Origin of the sequence: Actinomadura pelletieri DSM 43383 (assembly GCF_003634705.1) — a bacterium.
GTDB lineage: Bacteria > Actinomycetota > Actinomycetes > Streptosporangiales > Streptosporangiaceae > Spirillospora > Spirillospora pelletieri.
Genome location: NZ_RBWU01000003.1, coordinates 77600 through 102028 on the forward strand (window position 1 = coordinate 77600; position 24429 = coordinate 102028).

The 24429-nt window shown below is 70.2% G+C and carries 24 protein-coding genes; 11 read left to right on the top strand and 13 right to left on the bottom strand.

All coding sequences use genetic code 11. The annotated features are described in order from the left end of the window. Positions 1 to 27: 27 nt before the first annotated feature. From BZB76_RS13540 to BZB76_RS13570, 7 genes are all read right to left on the bottom strand, one after another. Positions 28 to 1260, bottom strand: a complete 1233-nt coding sequence (locus BZB76_RS13540) for a sensor histidine kinase (protein WP_121434737.1) — start codon at positions 1258 to 1260, stop codon at positions 28 to 30. Positions 1261 to 1321: 61 nt separating this feature from the next. After that, positions 1322 to 2149: an ABC transporter permease gene (locus BZB76_RS13545; protein WP_121434738.1), complete on the bottom strand. Its 828-nt coding sequence runs from the start codon at positions 2147 to 2149 to the stop codon at positions 1322 to 1324. After that, a complete protein-coding gene (locus tag BZB76_RS13550; RefSeq protein ID WP_121434739.1) occupies positions 2146 to 3099 on the bottom strand; it encodes an ATP-binding cassette domain-containing protein in 954 nt (317 codons plus the stop codon). Before BZB76_RS13550 ends, BZB76_RS13545 begins: the two co-directional genes overlap by 4 nt. Before the next feature lie 75 nt (positions 3100 to 3174). Continuing rightward, positions 3175 to 5688 (bottom strand): ABC transporter permease, encoded by a 2514-nt coding sequence (locus BZB76_RS13555; RefSeq protein WP_121434740.1) that lies wholly within the window; start codon positions 5686 to 5688, stop codon positions 3175 to 3177. After that, positions 5688 to 6431 (bottom strand): ABC transporter ATP-binding protein, encoded by a 744-nt coding sequence (locus BZB76_RS13560; protein WP_121435458.1) that lies wholly within the window; start codon positions 6429 to 6431, stop codon positions 5688 to 5690. The genes BZB76_RS13555 and BZB76_RS13560 overlap by 1 nt, the downstream gene beginning before the upstream one ends. A gap of 429 nt (positions 6432 to 6860) precedes the next feature. Continuing rightward, complete coding sequence (locus BZB76_RS13565; RefSeq protein ID WP_121434741.1) at positions 6861 to 7280, bottom strand: DUF6463 family protein; 420 nt, start codon at positions 7278 to 7280, stop codon at positions 6861 to 6863. After that, positions 7277 to 7846 carry a TetR/AcrR family transcriptional regulator gene (locus BZB76_RS13570; RefSeq protein ID WP_121434742.1) on the bottom strand — a complete coding sequence of 190 codons (570 nt, stop codon included), beginning with the start codon at positions 7844 to 7846 and terminating at the stop codon, positions 7277 to 7279. Before BZB76_RS13570 ends, BZB76_RS13565 begins: the two co-directional genes overlap by 4 nt. A gap of 276 nt (positions 7847 to 8122) precedes the next feature. On the opposite strand from BZB76_RS13570, the gene BZB76_RS13575 reads away from it, so the two are divergent. Continuing rightward, on the top strand, positions 8123 to 8551 hold the full coding sequence (locus BZB76_RS13575; RefSeq protein WP_121434743.1) for a hypothetical protein: 429 nt from the start codon (positions 8123 to 8125) through the stop codon (positions 8549 to 8551). 293 nt (positions 8552 to 8844) lie between these two features. On the opposite strand, the gene BZB76_RS13580 is transcribed toward BZB76_RS13575, so the two are convergent. Next, positions 8845 to 9942, bottom strand: coding sequence for a S1 family peptidase (locus BZB76_RS13580; protein ID WP_121434744.1), 1098 nt, complete (start codon positions 9940 to 9942; stop codon positions 8845 to 8847). 83 nt (positions 9943 to 10025) lie between these two features. On the opposite strand from BZB76_RS13580, the gene BZB76_RS13585 reads away from it, so the two are divergent. Both BZB76_RS13585 and BZB76_RS13590 read left to right on the top strand, forming a co-directional pair. Then, positions 10026 to 10868, top strand: coding sequence for a DUF72 domain-containing protein (locus BZB76_RS13585; RefSeq protein WP_121434745.1), 843 nt, complete (start codon positions 10026 to 10028; stop codon positions 10866 to 10868). A gap of 84 nt (positions 10869 to 10952) precedes the next feature. Then, positions 10953 to 11552, top strand: a complete 600-nt coding sequence (locus BZB76_RS13590) for a CBS domain-containing protein (protein WP_121434746.1) — start codon at positions 10953 to 10955, stop codon at positions 11550 to 11552. A 13-nt stretch (positions 11553 to 11565) separates the two neighbouring features. On the opposite strand, the gene BZB76_RS13595 is transcribed toward BZB76_RS13590, so the two are convergent. Then, entirely contained in the window at positions 11566 to 12081 is a 516-nt protein-coding gene (locus tag BZB76_RS13595) for an HU family DNA-binding protein (RefSeq protein WP_121434747.1), read from the bottom strand. Positions 12082 to 12242: 161 nt separating this feature from the next. Here BZB76_RS13595 and BZB76_RS13600 point away from each other — a divergent pair, with 161 nt between their 5' ends. The 3 genes from BZB76_RS13600 (at position 12243) to BZB76_RS13610 (ending at position 16492) form a co-directional block, all read left to right on the top strand. Continuing rightward, entirely contained in the window at positions 12243 to 13730 is a 1488-nt protein-coding gene (locus tag BZB76_RS13600; RefSeq protein ID WP_211343006.1) for a carboxylesterase/lipase family protein, read from the top strand. 282 nt (positions 13731 to 14012) lie between these two features. Next, positions 14013 to 14369, top strand: a complete 357-nt coding sequence (locus BZB76_RS13605; protein WP_121434749.1) for an MmcQ/YjbR family DNA-binding protein — start codon at positions 14013 to 14015, stop codon at positions 14367 to 14369. 1064 nt (positions 14370 to 15433) lie between these two features. Beyond that, entirely contained in the window at positions 15434 to 16492 is a 1059-nt protein-coding gene (locus BZB76_RS13610; protein ID WP_170180627.1) for a S1 family peptidase, read from the top strand. A 51-nt stretch (positions 16493 to 16543) separates the two neighbouring features. On the opposite strand, the gene BZB76_RS34765 is transcribed toward BZB76_RS13610, so the two are convergent. Beyond that, complete coding sequence (locus tag BZB76_RS34765) at positions 16544 to 16693, bottom strand: cupin domain-containing protein (RefSeq protein ID WP_170180628.1); 150 nt, start codon at positions 16691 to 16693, stop codon at positions 16544 to 16546. Between the two features lie 1082 nt (positions 16694 to 17775). Continuing rightward, positions 17776 to 18402 (bottom strand): hypothetical protein, encoded by a 627-nt coding sequence (locus tag BZB76_RS13615; RefSeq protein WP_121434751.1) that lies wholly within the window; start codon positions 18400 to 18402, stop codon positions 17776 to 17778. Between the two features lie 523 nt (positions 18403 to 18925). On the opposite strand from BZB76_RS13615, the gene BZB76_RS13620 reads away from it, so the two are divergent. Both BZB76_RS13620 and BZB76_RS13625 read left to right on the top strand, forming a co-directional pair. Next, on the top strand, positions 18926 to 19222 hold the full coding sequence (locus BZB76_RS13620; protein ID WP_121434752.1) for a hypothetical protein: 297 nt from the start codon (positions 18926 to 18928) through the stop codon (positions 19220 to 19222). Between the two features lie 75 nt (positions 19223 to 19297). Next, the gene (locus tag BZB76_RS13625; RefSeq protein WP_211343007.1) at positions 19298 to 19891 is read left to right on the top strand and encodes a hypothetical protein; all 594 of its coding nucleotides are present in this window, start codon (positions 19298 to 19300) and stop codon (positions 19889 to 19891) included. Positions 19892 to 20442: 551 nt separating this feature from the next. Here the strand turns inward: BZB76_RS13625 and BZB76_RS13630 are convergent. Then, positions 20443 to 20820: a VOC family protein gene (locus BZB76_RS13630; protein ID WP_121434754.1), complete on the bottom strand. Its 378-nt coding sequence runs from the start codon at positions 20818 to 20820 to the stop codon at positions 20443 to 20445. Then, positions 20817 to 21443 carry a TetR/AcrR family transcriptional regulator gene (locus BZB76_RS13635; protein WP_246006934.1) on the bottom strand — a complete coding sequence of 209 codons (627 nt, stop codon included), beginning with the start codon at positions 21441 to 21443 and terminating at the stop codon, positions 20817 to 20819. The genes BZB76_RS13630 and BZB76_RS13635 overlap by 4 nt, the downstream gene beginning before the upstream one ends. A 252-nt stretch (positions 21444 to 21695) precedes the next feature. On the opposite strand from BZB76_RS13635, the gene BZB76_RS13640 reads away from it, so the two are divergent. From BZB76_RS13640 to BZB76_RS13650, 3 genes are read left to right on the top strand one after another with little or no spacing between them, the layout of a single operon-like run. Continuing rightward, positions 21696 to 22604 carry an ABC transporter substrate-binding protein gene (locus tag BZB76_RS13640; protein ID WP_121434755.1) on the top strand — a complete coding sequence of 303 codons (909 nt, stop codon included), beginning with the start codon at positions 21696 to 21698 and terminating at the stop codon, positions 22602 to 22604. A 19-nt stretch (positions 22605 to 22623) separates the two neighbouring features. After that, positions 22624 to 23661: a FecCD family ABC transporter permease gene (locus BZB76_RS13645; protein WP_121434756.1), complete on the top strand. Its 1038-nt coding sequence runs from the start codon at positions 22624 to 22626 to the stop codon at positions 23659 to 23661. Then, the gene (locus BZB76_RS13650) at positions 23658 to 24428 is read left to right on the top strand and encodes an ABC transporter ATP-binding protein (RefSeq protein WP_121434757.1); all 771 of its coding nucleotides are present in this window, start codon (positions 23658 to 23660) and stop codon (positions 24426 to 24428) included. Before BZB76_RS13645 ends, BZB76_RS13650 begins: the two co-directional genes overlap by 4 nt. Position 24429 lies beyond the last annotated feature (1 nt).

The window sequence follows — 24429 nt, forward strand, 5'->3', positions numbered from 1 at the left end:
GGCGGGTCGGCGGGTGGGCGGCGTCCCTCAACCGCCGTTCGGCTCTTCTGCGGCACGCGTTTCGACGTACGGCTCGGCATGGGGTTCGATGTGCGGCGCTCCCCGGTTCTTGGCGTGCGGCAGGCGGGCCCTGACCTCGTACACGCCGCCGCGTTCCCCCGCCTCGAGCGTGCCGCCGAGCAGCCGCGAGCGTTCCCGGAGCCCGATCAGCCCGCGCTGCCCGCCGCTCCCGCACGCCGGACGGGCCGCCCCGGCCGGGCGCTCGTTGCGGACGGTCACGACCGTCTCGGTCGCGGAATGGTCGACCGCGACCGTGACGGGGGCGCCGGGCGCGTGCTTGGCGGCGTTGGTGAGCGCCTCCTGGAGCACCCGGAAGGCCGCCCGCTCCACCATGAGCGGCGGCCGATGCTCCTCGCCGTCCACGCGCAGGTCGATCTCCATGCCGGAGTCCCGCGCGCGGTCCACCAGCTCCCGGACATCGCCGTGCACCGGGTCGCCCGCCTCCGGCTCGGAGTCGTCGCCCAGCACCCCGACGATCTCGGCCAGCCGCTCGGTGGCGGCCATGACCGCCCACCGCAGCTCGCCGAACACCGTGCGGTGCCGTTCGTCGAAGTCCGGCGAGACCTCCAGGCCGCCCACCCGCAGCGCGATGAGGCTCAGCTCATGACCGAGCGAATCGTGCATGTCCTGCGCGATGCGCGCGCGTTCGCGCAGCCTCGTCTCCTGCGCGATGATGCGCTGCTCCCGTTCGAGCTGCGCCACCTGGTTCCAGCCGGCCCGCACCAGCTGCCGCTGCCGGCTCCGGTCGCGGCCGAGCAGCGCGGGCACCAGCCCGAAGATCACGACGATCGCGGCGCCGAACATCCAGGCGTCGGCGCCGGCATGCGCCAGCACGGCGGTGCCGGCGGAACCGGCCAGCATCATCCCGGCCAGGATCACCGGCAGCCGCCACGGGACCTGGCGGGTGACGCCGGTGTATCCGGCGTGGTAGGCCATCAGCGCCAGCGCGAGCAGGTAGCACAGCAGGATCGGCGTGGTCTCCCCCGACGGGGTCGTCAGCGACAGGACGACGATGACCGTCGCCACGCCGAACAGCGCCGCCGTCGGGACGCGGTGGCGCAGGCACACCGCGACGCCCGCGGGGACGGCGGTGCCGGCCAGTTGCCACGGGCCGACCCCGGCCCTGCCCCACAGCGTGTTCTCGACCAGAGCGAGCAGCACGAGAAGCAGCCCGGGGAGAACGGTCTTCGCCAGCCGCACGGATGATGTCCCCTTCGCGAGAGACGGGTCCGCGGCACGCCGGGGCGCCGCGCCGCCCGCGTCACGCATCGCGGATCCGGAGCACCACGTACCCGGCGGCCTGGACCAGCGCGGCCCAGCCCGCGAGCACCAGACACGCCGCACCCCGCCCGTACGGGCCGGTGCCGCCGTACATGAGATGGAGCCCCGCGGGGCCCGGGAGGCCGTTCGCCGCCGCGACGAGGGCGTCCGCCTTGGTGAGCATCAGCCCGACCGGCACCACCAGCATGATCACCGCCACCGCGGTCAGCGTACCGGCGAGGCTCCGCATGACGGCCCCCGCCCCGATGACCAGGACCGCCACGAGGGCGAGATAGGCGCCGATGGCGAGCGCGAACACCACGACGTCGCCGCCGGTGGCCCGCGCCTCTGAAGATCCCATCGTCATCGCCACCGCGACCATACCCAGCAGGGCGATCGGGACGCCGGCGGCGAAGAACGTGAGGGAGACGACCAGGCTCTTGGCGGCCAGCAGCCGGCCGCGGACCGGGACGCACAGCAGCGACGAGCCGATGGCGCCCGTCGTGTACTCGCTCGTGATGCTCAGCGCGGCGAGCGCGACGATCGCGAACTGCGCCATGTACAGGATCCCGCCGACCGCCGTCTCCGGGGCCGTCAGGCTCGACACGTCCGACGCGCTCCCCCGCTCCGGGGAACGCGAGGCCACGCCCACGATGACGGCGTAGCCGATCTGCAGGACGATCGCGCTGAGAAGGCACGCCCAGGTGGAACGTACCGTCCAGAGCTTGAGCCATTCCGCGCCGACCGCCCCGGCGAACCCGCCGCCGCCCGGCGGGCCGAGCGCCGGCCGCCGCGTGCCCCGTGCCGACGAGCCCACGTCCGCCGTCATGGACCCGTCCTCTCCTCGTCGCCGGTGCCGCCGGGCGGGCGGGCGGTGGTGTACTCCGCGCGTCCCGCGGTCAGGTCGAGATAGGCCTCCTCGAGGGTGGACGCCTCCACGCGGAGTTCGTGCAGCCGGACTCCCAGGTCGAAGGCGAGGTCACCGGCCTCCTCCGCGGTCGTGCCGTACACGGTCAGGCAGTCCGGCGCTGTCTCCTCGACGGTCCGGCCAAGATCCAGGAACCGGTGCCGCAGCGCCCGCAGGCCGCCGGGCTCCGGGCTGCGGATCCGCACGCCCGCGGACACGCCGGCGCCCACCAGCGTCGTCATGGGCTCGTCGGCGATGAGCCTGCCCTCCCCGATGACCACGAGGTGGTCGGCGGTCAGCTGCATCTCGCTCAGCAGGTGGCTGGAGATGAAGACGGTCCGGCCCTCGGCGGCCAGCGAGCGGGCCATCTCGCGCACCCAGCGCACCCCTTCGAGGTCGAGCCCGTTCACCGGCTCGTCGAAGATGAGGACCTCCGGGTCGCCGAGCAGCGCCCCGGCGATGCCGAGCCGCTGGCTCATGCCCAGCGAGAACGTGCCGGCGCGGCGCGCCGCGACCTTGTCCAGCCCCACCATGCCGATCACCTCGTCGACGCGGCGGCGAGGGATGCCATTGCTGCGCGCCATGACGCGCAGGTGCTGGCGCGCGCTGCGGCCCGGGTGCAGCGCCTTGGCGTCCAGCAGCGCGCCGACCTCGCGCAGCGGGTACCTCAACGCGGCGTAGGGCACCCCGTTGACCAGCGCCCGTCCCGCGGTGGGATGGTCATGGCCGACGATCATCCGCATGGTCGTGGACTTGCCGGCGCCGTTGGGGCCGAGGAAGCCGGTGACCTTCCCCGGCGAGATCTCCACCGAGAGGTCGTCGACGGCGGTCCGGTCGCCGTAGCGCTTGGTCAGCCCGTCGAGAGTGATCATTGTTGCTCCCGTGTCGCGCGGATCGGCCCGCCCGGGGGGTGTCGTGCCGGGCGGGCCGAGCTTGCGGACCGATCGTCATTCGGTGGCGATGGCCGCCAGGACGTCGGTGTTGGAGGCCCGCCGGGCGGGCCACAGCGCGGCGACGATCCCGATCACGGTGAGGCCGCCGATCGCCAGCGCGATCGTCCCGACCGGGACGGTGATGTCCCACAGCCGCTGCCCGAGCGCGACATGCTGGAGCACCGCGCCCATCGCGATGCCGACCAGGACGCCCAGCACGGCGCCGAACAGGCAGATGACGATGCTCTCCACGGCGACGGTCGAGCGCACCAGCGACCGTCTCGCCCCCACCGCCCGGACGACGCCGATCTCCCGGGTGCGTTCCATCACCGACAGCACCAGGGTGTTGACGACCCCGAAGGCCGCCACGACGATCGCGACCCCGAACATCGCGTACATCAGCGTGAACGCGATCTGCTGCTCGTCCAGCCCCTGCTGGGCGAGCCCGTCGCGGTCGGTGACGGAGACGTCCGGCCGTCCCTTGTAGGCCGTCTCGATCGTCTGCCGGACGGCTCCCGGATCGGGGCCGGCGGCGTAGAGCGTGGTGATGCCGGCGCGCAGCGGCGCGGGCAGCGCGGCGACGTCGACGAACAGGCTCGCCTGCAGCTCGGTGGCGTCGTAGACGCCGACCACCCGGGTGTCGACCGAGTACCCCGCGCCCGGCAGCAGCGTGATCTGGTCGCCGAGCTTCAGCCCGAGCATGTCGGCCTGGTTGCGGGAGATGACCGCGCCCTTGGTGAGGTCGGGGACGCCCTTGGTCATCTTCGGCGACAGCACGGTGTGCAGCGCGGCCGGCTCGATCGCGGAGATCTTCCGCTGCGTCTCCTTGCCCGAGAAGCGCATCTTGACGACCATGTCGCGGCTGCCCGCCACCGCGGTCACGCCGGGCAGCGACCCGACCTTGGTCATCTCCGCCTGGGTGAGCACGGACTCGCCGCCCGCCGCCGACTGCAGCACCACGGTCCCGGCCGGGGTGTTGGCGCGGGTGGTCGAGCCGACCAGCGCGGCGAAGGTCGCGCTGAGCGTGGCGAACGCGCAGACCAGCCCCAGCCCGATGGTGATCGCGGATGCCGTGCCCGCGGTGCGGCCGGGGTCCCGCGCGGCGTTGCGCACCCCCATCCGGACGGCCGCGCCGCCGCGCCGGGCCGCGAGCCGGACGAACGGGCCGAGCAGACTCTCGGCGATCACCGGGGCGAGCAGCAGCACCCCGACGGTGGCCAGGACGGCGCCCGCCATGCCCACGATCCGCGCCTGGGTCGAGCCGCCGGGGGACGCGGTCGCGAGGACCATCGCCGACCCGATGGCGAGCGCGCCCAGTCCCGCGATGACGCGGGTCCGTTTCGTCTCGCGGGGGATGGCGCCGTCCACCCGAAGCGCGGCCACCGGCGGGACCGCCGCCGCGCGCCGGGCCGACCCGTAGGCCGCCAGCACCGACACCAGGACGGCGACGCCGTAGCCGAGCAGGATGGCGGTGGGGCTGACGACGTAGCGCAGGTCCTCGTCGGTCTGCATGACGCCGAGCACCAGCGGGCCCAGCGCGGCGCCCAGCAAGGCGCCCAGTGTGCCGCCGATCAGCCCGAGCACCGTGGCTTCGACGATCAGCGAGAAGCGGACCTGCCGTCGCTTGGCGCCGACGGCCCGTAGCAGCGCGTACTGCCTGGTCCGCTGTTTGATCAGCATGCCGAAGGTGTTGGCGATGACGAACATGCCGACCATCAGTGTGATGGCCGCGAACGGCAGCATGGTCAGGCGGAGGTCACCGGCCTCCTTGTCGACCTGCTTCTCGGCGTCCTCGGCCAGCTCCCGGCCGGTGGCGACGGCATGGTTGCCGGGGACGGCGGCGCGCGCCGCCGTCGCGATCGCCTTCTGGTCGGCGCCCGGCCGCGCGATCAGCTCGACGCGGTGGAACGCGCCGCCGAGGAGCCGCTGCGCGGTCGCGTCGTCGTAGGCGACCGAGGGCACCCGGTCGGCGGGCGTCTGGGTGTCCTCGTCCACCGTGGGGCCGAGGTTGCGGTAGGTGAAGACGCCGGTGACGACGGCCCGGTCGGAGCGGCCGTCCGCGAGCATCACCGTGACGGTGTCGCCGACCTTGAAGTCCGTCTTCTCGGCCACGTCGCGGTTGAGGGCGACCTCACCCTGACGGGTGGGGGCCCTGCCGTCCTTGAGGTCGAACCGTCCGGTGCCGACCCAGTTCGTCCCGGCGTGGTCGGGTACCGTCTCGGCCTTGACGAGCTTGCCGTCCGGGCCGACGAGCCCGGCACGTCCGACGATCACCCCGTCGGCGCGCGCGACGCCGGGCAGCCGGGCCAGCCCGTCGCGGTCCTGCGGGCCGAGGGCCGGCTGGTTTCCCGGGCTGCGCACCTCCGCCGCCACCCCGGACCGCTGCTCCTTGGCCGCCAGCGTGGCGGCGACCGAGTCGCTCACCACCCAGGCGGCGACGGTCGCCGTCACCCCGAGCACGATCGCCACCAGGGTCATCGCCACTCGGGCCTTGTGCGCGAGAAGATCGCGCAGGACGCTCTTGAGCATCAGCCGCCCACGCTCTCCAGCACCTTCATCCGGTCGAGGACGGACTCGGCGGTGGGCGCCTGCATCTCGTCGACGATGCGGCCGTCGGCGAGGAACAGCACGCGGTCGGCGTAGGCGGCGGCGGACGGCTCGTGCGTCACCATCACCACGGTCTGGCCCAACTCGTCCACGCTCATCCTGAGGAACCGCAGCACCTCGGTCGAGGAGTTGGAGTCCAGCGCACCGGTCGGCTCATCGGCGATGACGCCCTCCGGCTGCGTGACCAGCGCACGCGCGCACGCCACCCGCTGCTGCTGCCCGCCGGATAACTGGGTCGGACGATGGTCGAGCCGGGCGCGCAGCCCGAGGGTGTCCACGACCCGGTCGACGACCCCCTGATCCGGGCGCCGCCCCGCCAGGTCGAACGGCAGCGTGATGTTCTCCAGCGCGGTCAGGGTCGGCAGCAGGTTGTACGCCTGGAACAGGAATCCGACCTTCTCCCGGCGCAGATCGGTGAGCTGGTCGTCCTTCAGCCCGGACAGCTTGGTCTCGCCGATCCAGACCTCACCTTCGGTCGGCTTGTCCAGGCCCGCGACGCAGTGCATCAACGTCGATTTACCCGAGCCGGACGGCCCCATGATCGCGGTGAACTGCTGCCTGCCGAAAGCGACGTCCACGCCGGCGAGCGCGGTGACCGCGGCGTCGCCCGATCCATATCTCTTCTTCAGGCCGGCGGTCCGCACGGCGGCTCTCTCCTGCGTCATGCTCAGGAGTCTGACGTCACCCTCGCCGCCGCACATCCCTCGATAGACCACCCACGAACCTGACGAAAGTAAGTGCCCCGCCCACGCAGAAAGTTCGTCCCGGACTCGGAACAGTCAGTCGCGTCAGGCTTCCGCCTGGTGGCCGCGCGGTGACACCAGCGGGACCGGCACTCGTCCCTCCTCGGGAAGCGACGCCAGACTCGTCTCTCGAGGTGGGACGCGATCCCAAGCCGCCATTTGCCGGTAATCGTCGGAGTGCTTGGTCGGTCTGCGCCTTGATCGGACTTGCCTCGAACATGGCCACGACGAACCGGCCGAAGTCGTATCCCTCACTGCTGGACCATGGAATGCGGGAAGCGCTCACCCTGATCCCTCGTCGGGGTGAGCGCCTTCGTCAAGGACGGCCGCATGCCGCCGTCTGTGCCCTGGTCATCTGTGACCCATTTGCGTGCGCCGTTCGGGGTCAGGGTTCGAGGTGGTCGGAATCCTGCCGGAGCGGGTGGTCAGGTAGGTCGCGATGCCGCAGGCCAGGACCAGTACGCCGCCTGACAGCGGGTCGAGGACCGTCAATGTGGCGCCTATGAAGACGAGGTAGATCGAGACCGAGGCCGGGAGCGCGCCGGTCGTCCGGATGGCGTGCCGGGCGAAAGAGCCCAGGGCGAACAAGCCGACGCCCGCGTAGAAGAACCACAGGGCGGATTCTCGTTCGGGGACGCCGTCGATGCCGTCGACGAACCCCGCGTCCAGCACGTCGCCCCAGGCATCGGCCATCGTCGCGAAGGCGTAGAGGGTGTGGACGAGGGCGATGAAGAAGATGGCGCGGGGCACCCAAGGGGTCAGTGACTTCATGTCCGGTTTCCTTCCGGGCGGTCGTCCGATCGATCGGCCAGTCCGATGGCGGTGTGGAAGAGATCGCGCAGTTGCGGTGGAGCGATCGGCGGGACGATGTGGTCGGCGCCGATCACGATCAGGTACAGCAGCCAAGACATGCGGGCGGCCTCGTCGGGGTCGCCGGTCATCTCCATCCACAGACCGCGCAGGTATTCGGTGCGGGTGTGGTCGATACGTTCCTGGGCGGCGCGGACCTCGGGATTCTGTTGGGCCCAGGCGCGGACGGCGATCTCCAGGGCGGGGCTCTGCGCCTCGGCGGACACCAGATCGGTCAGCAAGCGCAGCCGCTCACGCGCGGTCCGCCCGGGTTCGCGCTCGACCAGGTCGATGAACCGGTGGGTGGTCTGGTCGGCGATCCGGTCGAGCAGCGCCGTGCGATACCCGGCCATGCCCTTGAAGTGGTGGTAGAACGACCCTTTGCTCAGTCCGAGCCGCTCGGTGAGCCGTTCGATCGTCAGCCCCGGAGCGCCGTACTCGGCCAGGATCGCCAGACCCGCGTCCAGCCAGTCTTGTTTGCTCGCCATCGCCGCCGTCCCGCTTCCATGCCATACCGTTTGGTATGCAGCTGACCGTACCATACTGTATGGAATGGTCTTCGCCCGTCGCCTGTGGAAACGCGTACCGAGCACTACGAGCCGGATCTGGGCTGGGAACAGAACAATCGTGTTGCTCGCGGGAAAGAGGCGTCAGGCCTGAGGCTGCCTGCGATAGTTGGGGCGTTGCGCCGGGCTTTCGCCGAGGTCATCCGGGTTTGTTCGGCATGGCGGGCCTGGAGGCGTCGTGGGCAAGGAGGCATGGGCATGGGGGTTTCGCTCTACTACACCGCGCGCCGTGAGCGTGATCTCAACGAGCGCGAGCGGGATCGGGTCGCCGAGATCGTGGAGGAGGAGAACCGGGAACTGCTCGACCGACTGAACCAACGCCTGCCGGGCTGGAAGGACGACGGAACCGTGCCTGCGTCTGTCACGGACGCGAAGGAGGTCTGTGAGGGCTTCGGTTTCTACGGGGACGCGTCCAACGACCAGGGGGTGATCCTGGACGGCTCCAGCAAGATCTCTCATGGCCAGTGCGGAGCCCCGTTCATGTTCGAGCAGTTGGAGCACTACATGCGCTCCACGCTCGGACGACTCAGATCCGCCCTGCCGGATGCCGACTGGGACGCCCACGTCGACGGCCACGCACTGATCTGGGACGAAGAGAACAGCCGATACACCTTCGCCCCCGAGTGACACGGGCCCGCCAGGACCGGCCACCCCTTGGGCCAGAACTCGGTATCAGGGCCGTAAGCCCGAATGGGTGGCCTCGACGGATGAGGCCACTCTCGCCTTGTCGAGCGAGAGGTGTCCTTGGGGACGACCACGGTCGAGACGATCCGCACCACGCCTGCGCGCGCCTCCGCCGGGGTCTCGACGAGGTCGTACTGGGAAGTCTGGGAGTAGGAAGACGATCGGGTGCGGGAGTCATGAGCGCCGGGAGACGGCAGAAAGAGTCTCGCCTTGTGGGTGACGGGGGCGGCTCTTCGTCAGCCGACCTCGGCGCCGAAGAGCTGGAGGGGTTCGGTCACCGGTTGGAAGAAGGTGACGCCGCCGCTCTGGCAGTCGCCCGAGCCGCCCGAGGTGAGGCCCAGGGCGGTGCTCCCGCTGAACAACGATCCGCCGCTGTCGCCCGGTTCCGCGCACACGGTCGTCTGGATCGCCCCGGTGACGGTGCCCTCCGGGTAGTTCACCGTCGCGTTGGTCGCGGTGACGGTGCCGGTGCTTACGCCGGTGGTGCTGCCGCTGCGCGTCACCCGCTGCCCCACGACGGCGTCCCCGGCCTCGGTGATCTCCTGCGACTGGCCGTTGTACAGGTTGACGGCGCCCTCCCCGGCTTCCTCCGCGCGGACGAGCGCGAAGTCGTCGCCGGGGAAGCTGCTCTGCACGGTGGTGCCGAGGGGCCGGGCGCCCTGCTGGTCGGCGGTCCACGTCTGGACGACGTTGCCGCAATGTCCGGCGGTGAGGAAGAAGTCCTCTCCACCGCGTTCGACGTTGAAGCCGAGCGAGCATCGGGCGCCCTGACCGAAGATCGCGTCGCCGCCGAGCGCGAGAGTGCGGAGGCGGCCGGGGAGACGGACCATGCGGACCGCCGGGCCCAACTGCCGGGCCGTGCGGCGGACGGCGGCCATCCGGGCGCCGGTGACGGACCCGTCCGTCCAGACGGTCACCCCGGCCGTGGCGGGGTCGACGGCCCAGCCGGTGCCCGGTATGCCGGTGGTCGACGCGCGAAGGGATTCGGTGATCCGCTTCAGCGTCGCGGGGCTTCTCGTCAACGTCTTCGGTACGGCGCCCGCCGCGCGGACCATGGTCGCGTCGGTGGCGTTGGTAACGGTGACGACGGGCCTGCCGGACGAGTCGAGGTAGGCGCCCGCGGTGCGGGAACCGAGCCGGTCGACCAGCGCGGCGGCGAGGGCGCCGGGCGGTCTGTTCGTCGCCCGTTGTCCGGCGAGCGTGGCCTGCTGGCCGGACCGTTCCGGCATCCGAACCGCGTACATCGAGCCCGCCACCAAACCTGCGGATCCGGCGAGCACCGCGGTCCACGTGACCACGGTGCGCGTACGGGTTTTGGCGTTACGGCGCGTCATGGGTCCTCCAAGGTCCGGTCTGTGCGTGGAGATACGGCGCGCAACCGGACGAAGTTCAAGCGGGTTCGGTAGCGTCGGGTTTCATGCGGCTTCATGTGGGGTGCGCGATGTGGGCCCATCCGCCATGGCAGGGGCGTTTCCTACCGCAGTCCGGGGAGCGCCTGCGCGCCTACGCGAGCTGGTGCAACGCGGTGGAGGGCAACACGACCTTCTACGCGACGCCGTCGAGGAGCACGGTGGAGTCGTGGGCGGAGCAGACGGGGCCCGACTTCCGGTTCGTCGTGAAGCTCCCGAAGGCGATCACGCATGAGCGGCGGCTCGCGGACTTCGACGAGGAACTCCGGACGTTCCTCACCGCGATGGAGCCGCTCGGACCACGGGCTCACGCGCTGTGGGTGCAGCTTCCGGGGTCGTTCGGCCCGGCGGATCTCGGGGCGCTCGCCGGGTTCCTGCGGCGTCTTCCGGCGGAGCACCGGTACGCCGTGGAAGTGCGTCACCGGGCGTTCTTCGAGGACGCGGGGAGCGCCCTCGACCTCGAACGGGTTCTCGGAGCGGCGGGAGCCGAGTGGGTGCCGTTCGACACGACCGTCTTCTTCCAGGGGCGGCCGAGCAGCGACGCCGAACGGGACGCGTGGACGAAGAAACCGCGTGTGCCGCGCCGTTCGGAGGCGCTCACCGACCGTCCCATCGTCCGGTACATCGGACGCGACGACACGACGCAGACGGTCGAAGGCTGGCGTTTCTGGGTCGGAAGAGTCGTCGACTGGCTCCGCGAGGGGCGTTCACCGACCTTCTTCGTCCACACACCGGACAACGCCGAGGCGCTGACGCTCGCCCGCCGCTTCCACGACGAGGTCAGGGAACGGCTTCCGGAGGTCGAACCCCTGCCCGAGCAGGAGCCGGTGGGCCCGCCGACTTTGTTCTGACGGTCGAAGACCGCCCACGCGAGGGTCAGAGCGGCACCGCCCGGGTAGGTGAAAGGGCGTCCTCACCGGAAGGAGAGACACGCCATGCTGGTCCGGGAGGCCATGACCTCGCCCGTCGTGACGATTCCGCCGTCGGCCACCGTCCGGCAGGCCATCAGGGTCCTTCACGAGCACGACGTCACCGCCCTGCCCGTCGTGGACGAGTCGGGGCTCCTGGCGGGCATCGTCAGTGAGATGGACCTGCTTCAGGGCGTGCTCGAACGCGATCCGAGGGCGTTCGTCCGGCCCGTCGCGACCACGGGGAACCCGTCGCCGCGCCGGGTGGACGAGGTCATGACCCGCGACGTGGAGATCGCCCGGCCCAACACCGACGTCGCCGTCCTCGCCGAGACGATGATGAAGAGGCGGATCCGGAGCGTGCCGGTGCTGGACGGTCACGACATCGTCGGCATCGTCAGCCGCCGCGACCTCATCGCCGTCCTGGCCCGCGACGACGCCCGCATCCGCGACGACGTGCTGGCCGCGATCGCCGAGTACGGGCCGGAGGGCGCCCACTGGGACGTGTCGGTGCGCGACGGCGCCGTCGAACTGCGCGGCCGCGCCGACCGGTCCGCGCGACGGGTCGCCGACGTCCTCGCCCGAGCCGTCCCCGGCGTCACCCACGTCTCCGTCCGGGACCCGTAGGACGGGCGCGGCGTTACTTGGCGGCCTTGGCGCGGGCCTTGCCCTTGCCTTTGCCCTTGCCCGACTGCTTCTTCGCGGAGACGACCTCCGCCTTGGTCTTCTTCGGCGCCTTCTTCGGTTCCGCACCCTTCTTGGCCTTCTTCGCGCTGTTCTTGGCGCGCTTCGGCTTCTTGTCGGGCGCGGGCTCCACCACGACGCTCACCGTCGTTTCGGGCGCGGCGGACGCCGCCACGGCCGCCGGTTCGGCGGGGACATTCGCGGCGACGCGGTTCCGGAACGTCTGCCCGGATCGGAACCGGGGCACCTCGGCGGCGGGAACCTCGATCGGCAGGCCGGTACGCGGGTTGCGCGCGCTCCGGGCCGACCGGGCCAGCCGGTCGAACGTCCCGAATCCGGTGATGGTGACACGCTCCCCGGCGGACACCCGTTCCATCACGGTCTCGACAACGGCGTCCACGTGCCGGCGGGCGTCCGCCTCGTCGCTTCCCGCGCGTTCCGCCACGGCCCTGACCAGTTCGCTGCGGTTCATGCGACACGTCCTCCACTGATCTGATATGTAACGGACAGCGTAGACCTGCGCGAAGATCCCGACGCGGAAATCCGTCCCGGTTTCAGCGTGTCTTTCGTCCGGCGGTTTCCATTGGACGGAAGGGCCTTCACGCCACCTCTCTCCACCGGAAGGATCCCGCCATGAGCGATCGTCACCACGGCATGAACGTCGAGGCGGTCACCACCTCCGGCGCGGTGCGCGGTGTCCGGGAGGACGGCCTCGCCGTCTTCCGCGGGATCCCGTTCGCTCGTCCGCCCGTGGGCGCGCTCCGTTTCGCCGCGCCCGAACCGCCCGAGCCGTGGGACGGCGTCCGCACGTGCACCGCGTTCGGCCCTCCCCCACCGCAGTCGGCCGCGTTCGGGCTCCCCACAGAGCAGGCGTCCGGTGACGACTGGCTGACCTGCAACGTCTGGACGCCGGACCCGTCGGCGTCCCTCCCGGTCATGGTGTGGATCCACGGCGGCGCCTACCTTTTCGGGCACTCCGCCGAACCCGCCTACGACGGCGCCCTCCTGTCCCGGGAGGGCGGCGTCGTCGTGGTGACGCTCAACTACCGCGTGGGCATGGAGGGGTTCGGGCAGATCGAGGACGCCCCCGCCAACCGCGGCCTGCTCGACCAGATCGCGGCGTTGACCTGGGTTCAGGACAACATCGCGGCGTTCGGCGGTGACCCGGATGCCGTCACCGTCTTCGGCGAGTCCGCGGGCGCCGGATCGATCGCCGCGCTCCTCGTGATGCCGCGCGCGTCCGGGCTGTTCCACCGGGCCATCGCGCAGAGCGTCCCCGGCACCTACTTCTCCCGGGCGCTCGCCGACGACATCGGCGCCGCGATCTCCGCGGAGGCGGGCGCCCGCCCCGTCCGGCAAGACCTCGCCGCGGTCGCCCCCGACCGCCTCGCCAAGGCGATGGACGCGGTCGCCAACACCATGGCCGGACGGACCCGCTGGGGACTGGTCCCCCACACCTCGGTTCCCTTCTCCCCGGTCGTGGACGGCGACGTGCTGCCCGGAACCCCGTGGGAGGAGCTCGCCACCGGAGTCGCCCGCGACATCCCACTGATCGTCGGGCACAACCGTGACGAGTTCCGGTTCTTCACCGCCATGTCCGGCCTCCTCGGTCGGATCACCGACGAGCAGGCGTCCATGGCGGTGCGTCTCTTCGCCCCGGACCCCTCGGCCTACCGGAACGCCTTTCCGGACGCCTCCCCGGAGACGCTGTTCGAACGCGTCCGGGGCGACTGGCTGTTCCGCATGCCGAGCGCGCACCTCGCCGAGGCGCACGCCGCCGCGGGCGGCCGTGCCCACCTGTACGAACTGACCTGGCAGGCTCCCGAACTCGGCGCCTGCCATGTGCTGGACGTCCCGCTGGTGTGGGGCAACCTCACCGGGGGCATCGCCGACCTCCTCCTCGCCGGCGTCCACGACGCGGCCGCCGAACTCTCGGCGACGATCCGTCCCGCCTGGACGGCCTTCGCGTCCTCCGGCGAACCGGGGTGGCCCGCGTACGAACCGTCCCGCCGCCTCACCCGCGTGCTCGACCTCCCACCCGACGTCGCCCCCTACCCGGAGGAAACGTCCCGCGCACTCTGGTCAAAGCACACGTTCGAGGCCCTGCCCCTCCTCCCCTGACCGGCCACGTTCGCCCAGTTCCACAGGCCGGCACTCCAAGGAGACGCTCGGCCGTACGCAATCGCGTCCGAACGTAGGGCTGCCGAAGAAGTCGCCGTCACGTACTCATCGCCGAACCGTCCCCTCACGACCACCCCCGAACCCACCCAAACACCGCCTCCCCGACCTACGCGGCGCAGGACGACGGGGACGCCGTCACCGGTCGCAGCGCCAGGAGTGTCGGCCACGCCGGTTAGTCTCGAAACCGGCATGCCGTCCCGGCCACCGAACGAGGGAAAGCTGATGATTGAGAAGGACGTCACATCGCAGATAAGGGAGATCTGCCTTTCGTTGCCAGAGGTAACCGAAAAACCTTTCGGAGGGCACACAGCGCCCGCCTTCCGAGTCCGCGACAAGCTCTTCGTGATGACCAGCGAGGACGGACTCTCGATGACGTTCAAGGCGGCGCCGGGCGTTCAGGAGGCCCTCGTCGCCGAGGCCCCCGAGCGCTTCTTCGTCCCGAAGTACGTCGGCAGCAAGGGATGGGTGGGCGCACGCCTCGACGTCGACCACGACTGGGACGAAATGTCCGAACTCATCGAGGACAGCTACCGCCTCATCGCCCCAAAGCGCCTGACAACCCTCCTGGACCAGCGGTAACTCCACCCCACGACCAGCCACCGCCCGGCCTCCTACGCTCCGCGACGCCCTCGCTCACCCGGTGGCACAGCAGCCATGGCGACCGCGCATGGGCCTGCCGCCCTAGGCCCCCGCGCTGCGGATCCTTCAGAACAGGCACTCGGTCTCAGGTACACGCCCGTCCATCGCCCACGCGACAGGGATTGAGCAGCTCAAGGACAGCTACCGCCTTATCCCCAAAACGCCTGGCAACCCTCCTAGACCAGCGGTAACTCCACCCCACGACCAGCCACCGCCCGGCCTCCTACGCTCCGCGACGCCCTCGCTCACCCGGTGGCACAGCAGCCATGGCGACCGCGGATGGGCCTGCCGCCCCAGGCGCCCGCGCTGCGGATCCTTCAGAACAGGCACTCGGTCTCAGGTACACGCCCGTCCATCGCCCACGCGACAGGGATTGAGCAGCTCGAGGACCGGCAGCGTGGTCTGCGCCGACAGCGACCCGATCGCGATGAACGGGCATCGCGACGGAATTTCGGTCCTGGCGAACGGCACCGGGGCTGGCAGCAGCGTCACCGCTAACCACGTCAGCGCATTCGGTCATGTCTCGGTCCACGGCAATGATGCGTCGCGAGAAGTGCCCAACACTTACGCACAACGCTACACCGACCCATCATCGCGTACCCACCCGCAGACGAGATCCCACCATCGGTGACACTTCAGTTGCGGATATGAGAAAGGTTACCGCTCGCCGTTTCAGGCGATGCGGATTTCCGAAAAAGGGGTCACCGAGGCGACGACGGGCAACAATGGACAATTCTGGTCGTAGACCAAATACCACACCGTTGGCCGGATTGGGTCATTGAGCTGACACGCGACCCTCAAGCAAGCATTATCAAAGCACTCCGACTGATCGCCATTTCAGTCGCGACTTGATCCTGGTTGCAAAAAGTCCCACGAATTGTCTTTACATGCACACCCCACCACAGGGCTCCTACCAGTGCATTCTCGTAGTCGTGGCACCCCTCGCAACCCCCGAAATGCCGTCGACGCCAAACCGGCTCGCCGGCGGCGAAAGGTGGACGAACGTGAACCGTGGAATGCGCCCCAAATGCTCGACGATTTCCCTGCTGAGCACCACGGCGTTGATCATGCTCCCGGCGTTGGGAAACGTTCAGGCGGCGGCCGAGACCCGGGTGGCGCCCCCCGGCCAGGAGCTCGCACTCCGCCAGACAGCGCTCGCCGACCGGATCACCGGACGGCTCGGCCCCCGGCATGCGGGCTCCTACGTCGATGGCGCGGGGAACCTCGTCATCAATGTCACCGACGCGGCCGCCGCGCGTCAGGTCACGGCCGCCGGAGCGCGGGCGCGCCTCGTCGCCCACGGCATCCGGCCGCTGACCGATACGAAGAACAAGCTCGACCGGCTCGCCGGGACCTCCGGAACGACGGGCCTCGTCTGGGGTGTCGACGTCGTCTCCAACACCGTCGTCATCGACGTGCCGAAGACCGACAACGACGCCGCGACCATGGCATTCGTGAAGCGCGCACGGGCGATGGCGCAGTTCGTCCGGGTTCGGCGGGTGGCGGCGGCGCCGCGTCTGATCGCCGGGCCCGGCGACGCGATCCTCGCCAACATCGGACGCTGCTCGATGTCGGTGATCGCCGTCCGCGGCGGGACGGAGTTCGTCGTCACCGCCGGGCACTGCGCGAAGAACGCAACGAACTGGACGACCGGCGACGGCCAGACGCTCGGCACCCATGAGATCAACAGCTTCCCCGGCGACGACTACGGCACCATCCGGGTGACCAACCCCGCGCTCTACAACCACAACGCCCAACTCACCGCGCTCGCACGGCCGGAGGTCGGCACCCCGATCCAGAAGAAGGGATCGACGACCGGCACCACGACCGGGACCATCATCGGCTATGAACGCACGGTGAACTATCCGGAGGGCGCGGTCGGCGAGCTGATCGAGACCGATGCCTGCGCCCAGCCGGGCGACAGCGGCGGCTCACTCGAGGCCGGCACCCTCGCCGTCGGGATCGTCTCCGGCGGCACGTCCGGCGGCTGCGGCGGCAACTTCCGGTCGTTCTTCCAGGGGTTGGGCGAGCTGTTCTACTGGCAGACCCTCACCCTGAAGTAGGGCCGACGGCGCGTGCGGGGCTCCCAAACCGTTCGGGCGCCCCACACACGGTTACGGGTGCACCACCTTCGCGTACCCGTCCATGCCTCCGGCGAAGTCGAACACACCAAAGGGTTCGTCGCCGACGATCCAAGCGTCACGCCCGAACGTGACCACGAACGCGTCACCGGGACCACGCGCCTCCTCACCGCCGTCCCGCATGCGAACCCGGATCGTGCCTGGACGATGTAGCCCTTCGATGCACCCCGCACAGGGTGCCCGCGATGTCGCACAGCGGCCCCGACCGCCTCCGGCCGGGCCGGATCATCGCCCTGGCGAACACCAACCCGTCACCTGAAAGACCTCCCGATAGCCCTTCATAAATCACACCGCTCCTCGGACATGTCGATCGCTTGATCTCCACAAGTAGCAGGTACCAGCGGTATCGGTCTCGCCTGCGAACCGCCCACGCGGCCCGTGTCATAGCCGTCGTGGTGCACCTCGCCCAGGCCTGTGCCCGCGACATCGCATAGCGACTCCTACCAACGCCAGCCGGGCCGGATCATCGACCTGGCGAACACCAACCCGGCATCCGGAGGACCCCTGAAGCCACTTCGGGAAGTCGCGCCGCTCCTCGGGCTTGTCGAACCTCTTGACCTCCAACATGCAACGGATACCAGTGGTGACGGTCTTGGCATGGGGAAGCCTCCAGGCGGCCGGGCCGCAGCCGTTGTGGTGCACTTCGCACAGGTCGGTGCCCGCGGCATCGCGCGGCGACTCCGTCCAGCGCTGGCCTGACGAATACCGCCTTCGAACACCAAGCTCAGCATCTGACGGATCTCCAGACGCCTCTTCGGGAAGCCGCGCCGCTCCTCAGGCTTGTCGATGCTCTTGATCTCCAGCAAGAGGCGGGGACCGGAGGTGACTGTCTCGGTATGAGAAACGCCCCAGGTGGCCGGGCACCGAAAACGAACTCGGTGTTCCGCCTGGGCGGGCGTCCACCGAACAGGGCGTGGTAGCGGTCCGGAGTAGGGCGGCGCGGTGGGAACGTGTCTGGTTGAACACTTCGGCCGGTAGGTCGGCTGGCTGCAGAACATCGTCGTCGGCACGATCAGGAGGTCGGGTCTTTGCTCGTCGGGTTGGCCAGCGGTCGGCGTCCGTTCGACGAGCCGGCGCAACGGGACGGCGACGGCCGGGACATCGGTGCTCGGTTCCAACCGGACCGCGTCCGGCAGCGCCGTCCAGGAGGTCGGCTGGTTCTCCAGCACGGTTGCCTTGGCCGTGGCCTGGGGGCTGCTGCCGTGTTAGATCGTGGGGCGGCGAGTGAGGTGGGTCAGGCGGGTGGCTATGCGGTCCATGGTGGCGTGGTCGGGGGTCCAGCCCCGTTGGAGTAGCGCGGTCAGAAGGGCCTGCAGGTATGGCGCCGGGCGGCTGAGGAATTCTTTTGTCACGGGAATGATCTCCCATCCCATTTCCTTGGTCAGCCAGGCCCGGCGGCTCGTGTCGTGTGCGCGGGATTTCGGGCCGGTGTGGTGGCGTTCGCCGTCGTATTCGAGGCCGACGCGGTGGTCCGGATAGCCGAGGTCGATGTAGAGGCGGCGGCCTGTCGGGCCTGCCACCGGCACTTGTGTGCGCGGGCGCGGGAAGCCGCATCGCACCACGGCCACACGGGTCCAGCTCTCGCCGGGGGACGCCGCGCCGCGGTCGCTGAGGCGGACGGCCTCGCGTAGGCGCTTATTGCCTCGGTAGCCGGGAAGGGTCCGGGTCATCGCGGTGAGTTCGTCGGTGGTCACCCCTCGCCGGAGGAACTGGTCGAGCGCCGCCACCGCCTCGTGGCGGGGAAGCCAGCGGGCGCAGTCCAATGCCGTGCGTGAAAGGGAGGTCAGCCGCACGCCCGACTTCTCCGTGACGTGGTCGGCGCGCAGTTGCACGTGTTCCGCGGTAACCGGTGAGGGTGGGGTCCCGGAGGTGGGGGGGAGTGATGAGTTCGACGTCCCAGTCGGCCTCCGTCACACCCGGGGGCAGGACGTCGAGGCCCCAGATCCAGGCGGCGGTGCGGCGTGCCACGACCGCGTTCCGTGGGAGGAGGCCGCTCAGCGCGGCGGCCCGGGTGTGGAGGGGCGCTCCCCTGACCGGGACGAAGAAGACGCCGTCCCCGACGTGGACGACCGACTCGCCGGGTGTTCGCTTTCGGGTGTCGCGGAAACCGCTCATGTGTTCGATCATGCATCTTGGTCGTTTCCCGGGAGGGGCATCGAGAGAATGTGGATAACTCTCTGATCGCCGTGGGAGCGGTAAGTCCGGGCCGCCCGCGCGGGTGGTCGCGAGGGCGCCTGATCACTGTGATCGCGGCCGCCGCCGCGGAAGTGGCTGAACGAACAGGTTGCTGGGTAGATAGTGGATTGTGTCTGGAGGGCTGGTTAATCGACGGTCTCGGGCGCCGGAGCGGCTGGTATGGGCAGCGAAGACCGTGCGCTGCCGCTGAAGGCGCGGCGGAGCCGGGAGGCGGTCCCCGCCGCCGGGCCGCCGGACGATCTCGGGGAGCATCGGCGTGAGACCGAGGAGTACGCGCGTCAGGCGATGGTCTCCTCGGCGCGCGCCCATGACCGGGCCGCGGTGTTGCTGGAACGGATGGCCATCGCCCACCCGGACGAGGCGGACGCGCATCTGCAGTCGGCCGCCCGGCACCGCAGGTGGGCGGAGAACGACCGGAGACTGGCGGAGAAGCACGCACCCGGCGACGATCAATGATCCGATGCCGTCGAGGACGGGAAGAACATGACCGCTCTGGAAACGACCCGGCGTTCCTTGCACGGGGTAGCCGAATTGGTGCTCGCCGGACCGCAGTACCGGGAGAGCGGAACGATCCGGCTGAAGGTCGTTCCGGGCGGGTTCGCCACCGTTCGGGACCCTGAGCTGCGAGTGAACGGGGCCGAGCTGGTGGCCGGTGAGCGAGAAGTCCCTTTGAACGGTGCAACGTGTAGGGAACTCGCTGCGGCCGCCGGTCTGGACGCGGGCGGCCCGGAAGGACTCTACGCCGATGGCAGCGGCGTCGGGTTGGACGAGGTCCTGAGCGTGGACGCGGAGGCGGCCCGGTACATCGCGGAAGCCTTCGGTCGCGGACACGAGGCGCTCATGAGATTCGCGCCAGAGACCACCCCTGTGCTGTGGCCCGAACACTTCGACGTGGGAATCAGTCTCGACGAAGTCAACTACGGCGTGGCCCTAGGGGACGCTCACGTCGACGAGCCCTACGCGTACGCCGGGCCGTGGGAGCCGCGTCAAGGACCGTTCTGGAACGTCACGTTCGGAGCGGCGCGACCGTTGCGACTGTTGACCGGGCCAGCGGCCCTGCACGACTTCTTCATCGAAGCCAGAGAGCAAGCCGCCCTCCCTCCAACGGGACGTCCATCACAGTGAAATGAGCCCCATGCGTACACCGGACGTGGGAGGCGTTCTTGGTGGCATGGTCATTGTGGGTGTTGGGCGAGGTGACGGGCCCGCACGGCTTTCCTGCCCAGGCCACGGAGCGAGCCGCACTCCCCCGAGCGCAACGTTCGTCACAAGCAGACGAGCCCCACACCGAACGCAGGCCCATGGGAATTGCGTCAGGGGACATTCTGGAACCTCGTGTTCTCCGACGCTGGCGCCTTGACCGAGGCGCCGAGTTCCCGTCCGTACCCAACTTCGTCTCCGGCGCCATTCTGTGCTGGCGCGAACGGGCGGCGGCGCCCCAATGGGTGTTGGGCGGGGTCGCGGGCCTGCATGGCTTCCTGACTCCGGCCACGGAACGAGCTGCCCTCACCTGAGTGGGACGTTCATCCCGGGCAGATGGGCCCCGCGCGTACGTCGGACCTGGGAGTCGTTTCTGGAAAGGTTCTGGGACGTCGCGTTCTCGGGAGTGGTTGTTGCGGGTGGTGGGTTAGTGGGACTTCTTCGGCTGGGGTGGGGAGGGCTGTTCTTGGGGTTTGTTAGGGGGAGATGAGTTCGTAGAGGTTGCCGCTGGGGTCTGAGAAGTAGAGGCTGCGGCCACCGGTTGGAGGGGTGTGGTCGACTCGGCCGTTGTCGGGGTGGGCGGGGTCGCTCCCGTAGGGGATTCTGTGGGCGTTCAGGCGGTCGATGGTGGTGTTGAACGTCTCGGTGTCCACATCGAAGGCCAGGTGGTGGCCCTGGGGATGCGGGACGGTCAGAAAGTCCAGGGTGAGGGAGGCGTTCACTCGAATCGGGACGAAGTGCGGTGCGTGCGGGTGTGGGCCGGTGTACGGCAGGTCCATGACGGTGGCGAAGAAGCGGGCGGCCTCGGCGTTGTCGGCGGCGGTGACGACCGTGTGGTTGAGGGTGATCGTCATTCGGTGGTTCCTTCCTTGAGGGCGCCGTGCAGGAAGACGTCCAGGTATTCCTCGATGGACGGCGCGTCGGGCCCGGTGTGCGGACGGGAGCGGGCGAACAGCAGGCCCAGGAACAGGCTCGCCAGTTGCGCGGGGGGTAGGCGCAGCCGGTCGCGGTCGGGTTCGAACAGTTCGGCGATGGCGTCGCGTGTGCGGGTCATGGCGGTGTCGCGGTCGAGTTGGGCGGGGCCGGGTTCGCCGGGGGTGGGTGGCGCGGGGCGTTCGCGGCGGCCGGTGGCGCGGAGGGCGCCGAGGATCATGCCCATGCGGTCGAGGTAGGCCTCGACGGCGGCGCCGACCTCGGCGAGGCGGGCGCGCAGGGGGCGGTCGAGCGGGATCTCCGCGATCTCGGCCAGGACGTGGTCGGGGCGCAGCGCCTCGGCGACGCATGCGTCCAGCAGTTCGTTCTTGTCGGCGAACACGCGGAAGATCGTCGCTTCGCCGATTCCGGCGGCGCGGGCGATCTGGCCGGTGGTGACGGCCGTGCCGTGTTCGGCGACGAGCGGCAACGCGGTGCGGACGATCATTTCGCGGCGCCGTTCGGGGCTCATCCCGGGGGCGCGGCGGCGGCTGGTGGCCTCCATGTCTGACGACAGTATGGAGTGAGTACTCACTCCGTCAAGGTGACCGGGGGAAATCCGGAAATGGGCGGCTGATACCGTTACGGTGCTGCGCGCCAGGAGCGAAGTCCGGTGTGAATCCGGCGCTGTCCCGCAACTGTGGTGTCCCCTTGTGGCCGAGCCAGGTCGCCTCCTCGCGCGCCGACGTTCGTCGACCTCGTGGAAGGGCGATCCGTCATGAGCGGGCCGCGGCTTCCCTCCAGCCTGGAGGCTCCAGTGAGACCCGTACGTTCCTTCGTCGCGGTGATGGCGGCCGTCGTCGCGTTCACCGGTGCATGCGGCGGCGATACCAAGGACGGTCCGTCCGGTGCGAAGACCGTCACCGTTCAGGCCGCCAACGGCGCGGTGACCGTTCCGGCGAACCCGAAGCGCATCGTGTCCCTGTCACCTACTCACACCGAGACGCTGTTCGCGATCGGCGCCGGGCCGCAGGTGGTGGCCGTGGACGACTATTCGACCTTCCCGGTGAACGCGCCCCGCACGAAGCTCTCGGGATTCAAGCCGAACGCCGAGGCGGTCATCTCCTACAAGCCCGACCTTGTCGTCGTCTCCGACGATCTCAACGGCATCGTCAAGGCCCTGGAGAAGGTCGGGGTCCCGGTGCTGCTGGAGCCCGCGGCGACCAAGCTGGACGAGGCCTACGACGAGATCAACGACCTCGGGCTGGCGACCGGGCATGCCGCGGAGGCGACGAAGGTCGTGGACGGAATGCGCGCCGAGATCCAGAAGACGGTCGCCGCGTCCGCCAAGGCGAAGGGTCTCACCTACTACCACGAACTCGACAACCAACTGCATTCCGTCACGTCCAAGACGTTCGTCGGTCAGGTGTACGGGCTGTTCGGACTCCGCAACATCGCGGACGCGGCCGACAAGGCGAGCGGCGGATACCCGCAGCTGTCCCGCGAATACGTCGTCAAGCAGGATCCGAACCTGATCTTCCTCGCGGACACCAAGTGCTGCGGCCAGAACGCCGCCGCGCTCGCGAAACGTCCGGGCTGGGGCGAGCTGGGCGCGCTCAAGAACAAGGGCGTCGTCGAACTGGACGACGACATCGCCTCCCGCTGGGGCCCGCGGCTGCCCGAGTTCGTGAAGGCGATCGGCGACGCGGTGCAGAACGTCCGATGACGTCGGGGAGCGTCCGCCCGTGAGCCACGCCGGGCGGGCCAGGTTGCGGGCGGCGCATCTCGGGACGGCGGTGGCGCTGCTCGCGGTGACACTGCTGGCCGGGATCCTCGTGGGGTCGGCGGGGCTGCCCGTCGGCGGGGTGCTGAAGGCACTGGCCGACCGGCTGCCGTTCGTGGACGTCGACTCGGGCCTCGGCGTGATCGACGAGAACGTGCTGTTCCAACTGCGGCTGCCGAGGGCGTTGATGGCGGCGCTCGTCGGCGGGATGCTGGCGATGGCGGGCGCCGGATACCAGGGCGTTTTCCGCAACCCGCTCGCCGATCCGTACCTGCTCGGCGCGGCGGGCGGCGCCGGGGTCGGCGCGACCGTGGTGATCGTGCTGGTGCCCGGCGACCCCGGGTTCGGGGTGCCGCTGGCGGCGTTCGTCGGCGCGGTCTTCGGAGTGTTCCTGTCGTACGCGCTGGGCCGCACGGCGGGACGCGGGAGCGGGGCGACGCTGGTGCTGGCGGGGGTCGCGGTGTCGTCGTTCCTGGCGGCGGTGCAGACGTTCGTCCAGCAACTGAAGGCCGAGGAGCTCCAGCGGATCTTCTCGTGGATCCTCGGCGGGGTCGGGACGGCGGACTGGCACCAGCTCGGGCTGGTCGCCCCCTACGCGCTGGTGTCGACGGCGGTGCTGCTGGCGCACGGGCGGCTGCTGGACGTGCTGAGCGTCGGGGACGAGGAGGCGGCGTCGCTCGGCCTGTCGGCGGCGCGGGTGCGGCTGGTGGTGCTCGCCGCGGCGTCGCTGGCGACGGCTTCCGCGGTGGCGGTGAGCGGGCTGATCGGGTTCGTCGGGATCGTGGTGCCGCACGCGGTGCGACGGCTGGCGGGCGGTTCGTACCGGATCGTCCTACCGCTGTCGCTGCTCGGCGGCGCCGCCTTCCTGGGGCTCGCCGACCTCGTGGCACGGACGGTGATCGAACCCGGGGAGCTTCCACTGGGGGTCGTGACCGCGTTCGTCGGTGGACCGTTCTTCGTCGCGGTGCTGCGCGCGAGCCGCAGGCAGGTGGCGACATGACGGTCGCGATCCGGGACCTGGACGTGGCGCTCGGCGGGCGCCCGGTGCTGAAGGGCGTGTCGCTGGACGTCCCGGCCGGGTCGTGGACGGCGGTCATCGGCCCGAACGGGGCGGGGAAGTCGACGCTGCTGCGGGCCGTCCTGGGGCTGGTGCCGTCCCGGGGGGCCGTCACCGTGGCGGACACCGACCTGCGGGCGCTGAACCCGAGACGGCGGGCCAGGCTGATCGCCTACGCGCCGCAGAGCCCGAACGTCCCGGTGGGGATGACGGTCTTCGACTACACGCTGCTCGGCCGGTCCCCCTACGTCCCGCACCTCGGGCGGGAGAGCGCAGGCGACCGGGCCATCGCGGCGGGCGTCCTCGACCGGCTGGACATGGCGGCGTTCGCGGCGCGCCCATTGGAACAACTGTCGGGCGGTGAGCGGCAGCGGGCGGTGCTGGCGCGGGCGCTGGCGCAGCAGACGCCGGTTCTGCTGCTGGACGAGCCGACCACCGCCCTGGACATCGGCCACCAGCAGCAGGTCATGGAACTGGTCGATCATCTGCGGATCTCCGACGGGCTGACCGTGGTGACGACCATCCACGACCTCACGCTGGCGGGCCAGTACGCCGACGCCCTGGTCCTCCTGTCCGGCGGACGGGTCGCCGCGGCCGGACCGCCCGGCGAGGTCCTCACCCGTTCGATCGTCGAGGAGCACTTCGACGCGCGGGTACGCGTCTCCCCCGGTCCCGGGGACCGGCCGATCCTGTCGCTGGAGCGTCCGTGAA

Excerpts from the sequence above, each read along its gene's own strand:
- BZB76_RS13545 (WP_121434738.1), bottom strand. The coding sequence starts at position 2,149 with ATGACGGCGGACGTGGGCTCGTCGGCACGGGGCACGCGGCGGCCGGCG.
- BZB76_RS13550 (WP_121434739.1), bottom strand. The coding sequence starts at position 3,099 with ATGATCACTCTCGACGGGCTGACCAAGCGCTACGGCGACCGGACCGCC.
- BZB76_RS13555 (WP_121434740.1), bottom strand. The coding sequence starts at position 5,688 with ATGCTCAAGAGCGTCCTGCGCGATCTTCTCGCGCACAAGGCCCGAGTG.
- BZB76_RS13560 (WP_121435458.1), bottom strand. The coding sequence starts at position 6,431 with ATGACGCAGGAGAGAGCCGCCGTGCGGACCGCCGGCCTGAAGAAGAGA.
- BZB76_RS13565 (WP_121434741.1), bottom strand. The coding sequence starts at position 7,280 with ATGAAGTCACTGACCCCTTGGGTGCCCCGCGCCATCTTCTTCATCGCC.
- BZB76_RS13570 (WP_121434742.1), bottom strand. The coding sequence starts at position 7,846 with ATGGCGAGCAAACAAGACTGGCTGGACGCGGGTCTGGCGATCCTGGCC.
- BZB76_RS13575 (WP_121434743.1), top strand. The coding sequence starts at position 8,123 with ATGGGGGTTTCGCTCTACTACACCGCGCGCCGTGAGCGTGATCTCAAC.
- BZB76_RS13580 (WP_121434744.1), bottom strand. The coding sequence starts at position 9,942 with ATGACGCGCCGTAACGCCAAAACCCGTACGCGCACCGTGGTCACGTGG.
- BZB76_RS13585 (WP_121434745.1), top strand. The coding sequence starts at position 10,026 with ATGCGGCTTCATGTGGGGTGCGCGATGTGGGCCCATCCGCCATGGCAG.
- BZB76_RS13590 (WP_121434746.1), top strand. The coding sequence starts at position 10,953 with ATGCTGGTCCGGGAGGCCATGACCTCGCCCGTCGTGACGATTCCGCCG.
- BZB76_RS13595 (WP_121434747.1), bottom strand. The coding sequence starts at position 12,081 with ATGAACCGCAGCGAACTGGTCAGGGCCGTGGCGGAACGCGCGGGAAGC.
- BZB76_RS13600 (WP_211343006.1), top strand. The coding sequence starts at position 12,243 with ATGAGCGATCGTCACCACGGCATGAACGTCGAGGCGGTCACCACCTCC.
- BZB76_RS13605 (WP_121434749.1), top strand. The coding sequence starts at position 14,013 with ATGATTGAGAAGGACGTCACATCGCAGATAAGGGAGATCTGCCTTTCG.
- BZB76_RS34765 (WP_170180628.1), bottom strand. The coding sequence starts at position 16,693 with ATGCGGGACGGCGGTGAGGAGGCGCGTGGTCCCGGTGACGCGTTCGTG.
- BZB76_RS13620 (WP_121434752.1), top strand. The coding sequence starts at position 18,926 with ATGGGCAGCGAAGACCGTGCGCTGCCGCTGAAGGCGCGGCGGAGCCGG.
- BZB76_RS13630 (WP_121434754.1), bottom strand. The coding sequence starts at position 20,820 with ATGACGATCACCCTCAACCACACGGTCGTCACCGCCGCCGACAACGCC.
- BZB76_RS13635 (WP_246006934.1), bottom strand. The coding sequence starts at position 21,443 with ATGGAGGCCACCAGCCGCCGCCGCGCCCCCGGGATGAGCCCCGAACGG.
- BZB76_RS13650 (WP_121434757.1), top strand. The coding sequence starts at position 23,658 with ATGACGGTCGCGATCCGGGACCTGGACGTGGCGCTCGGCGGGCGCCCG.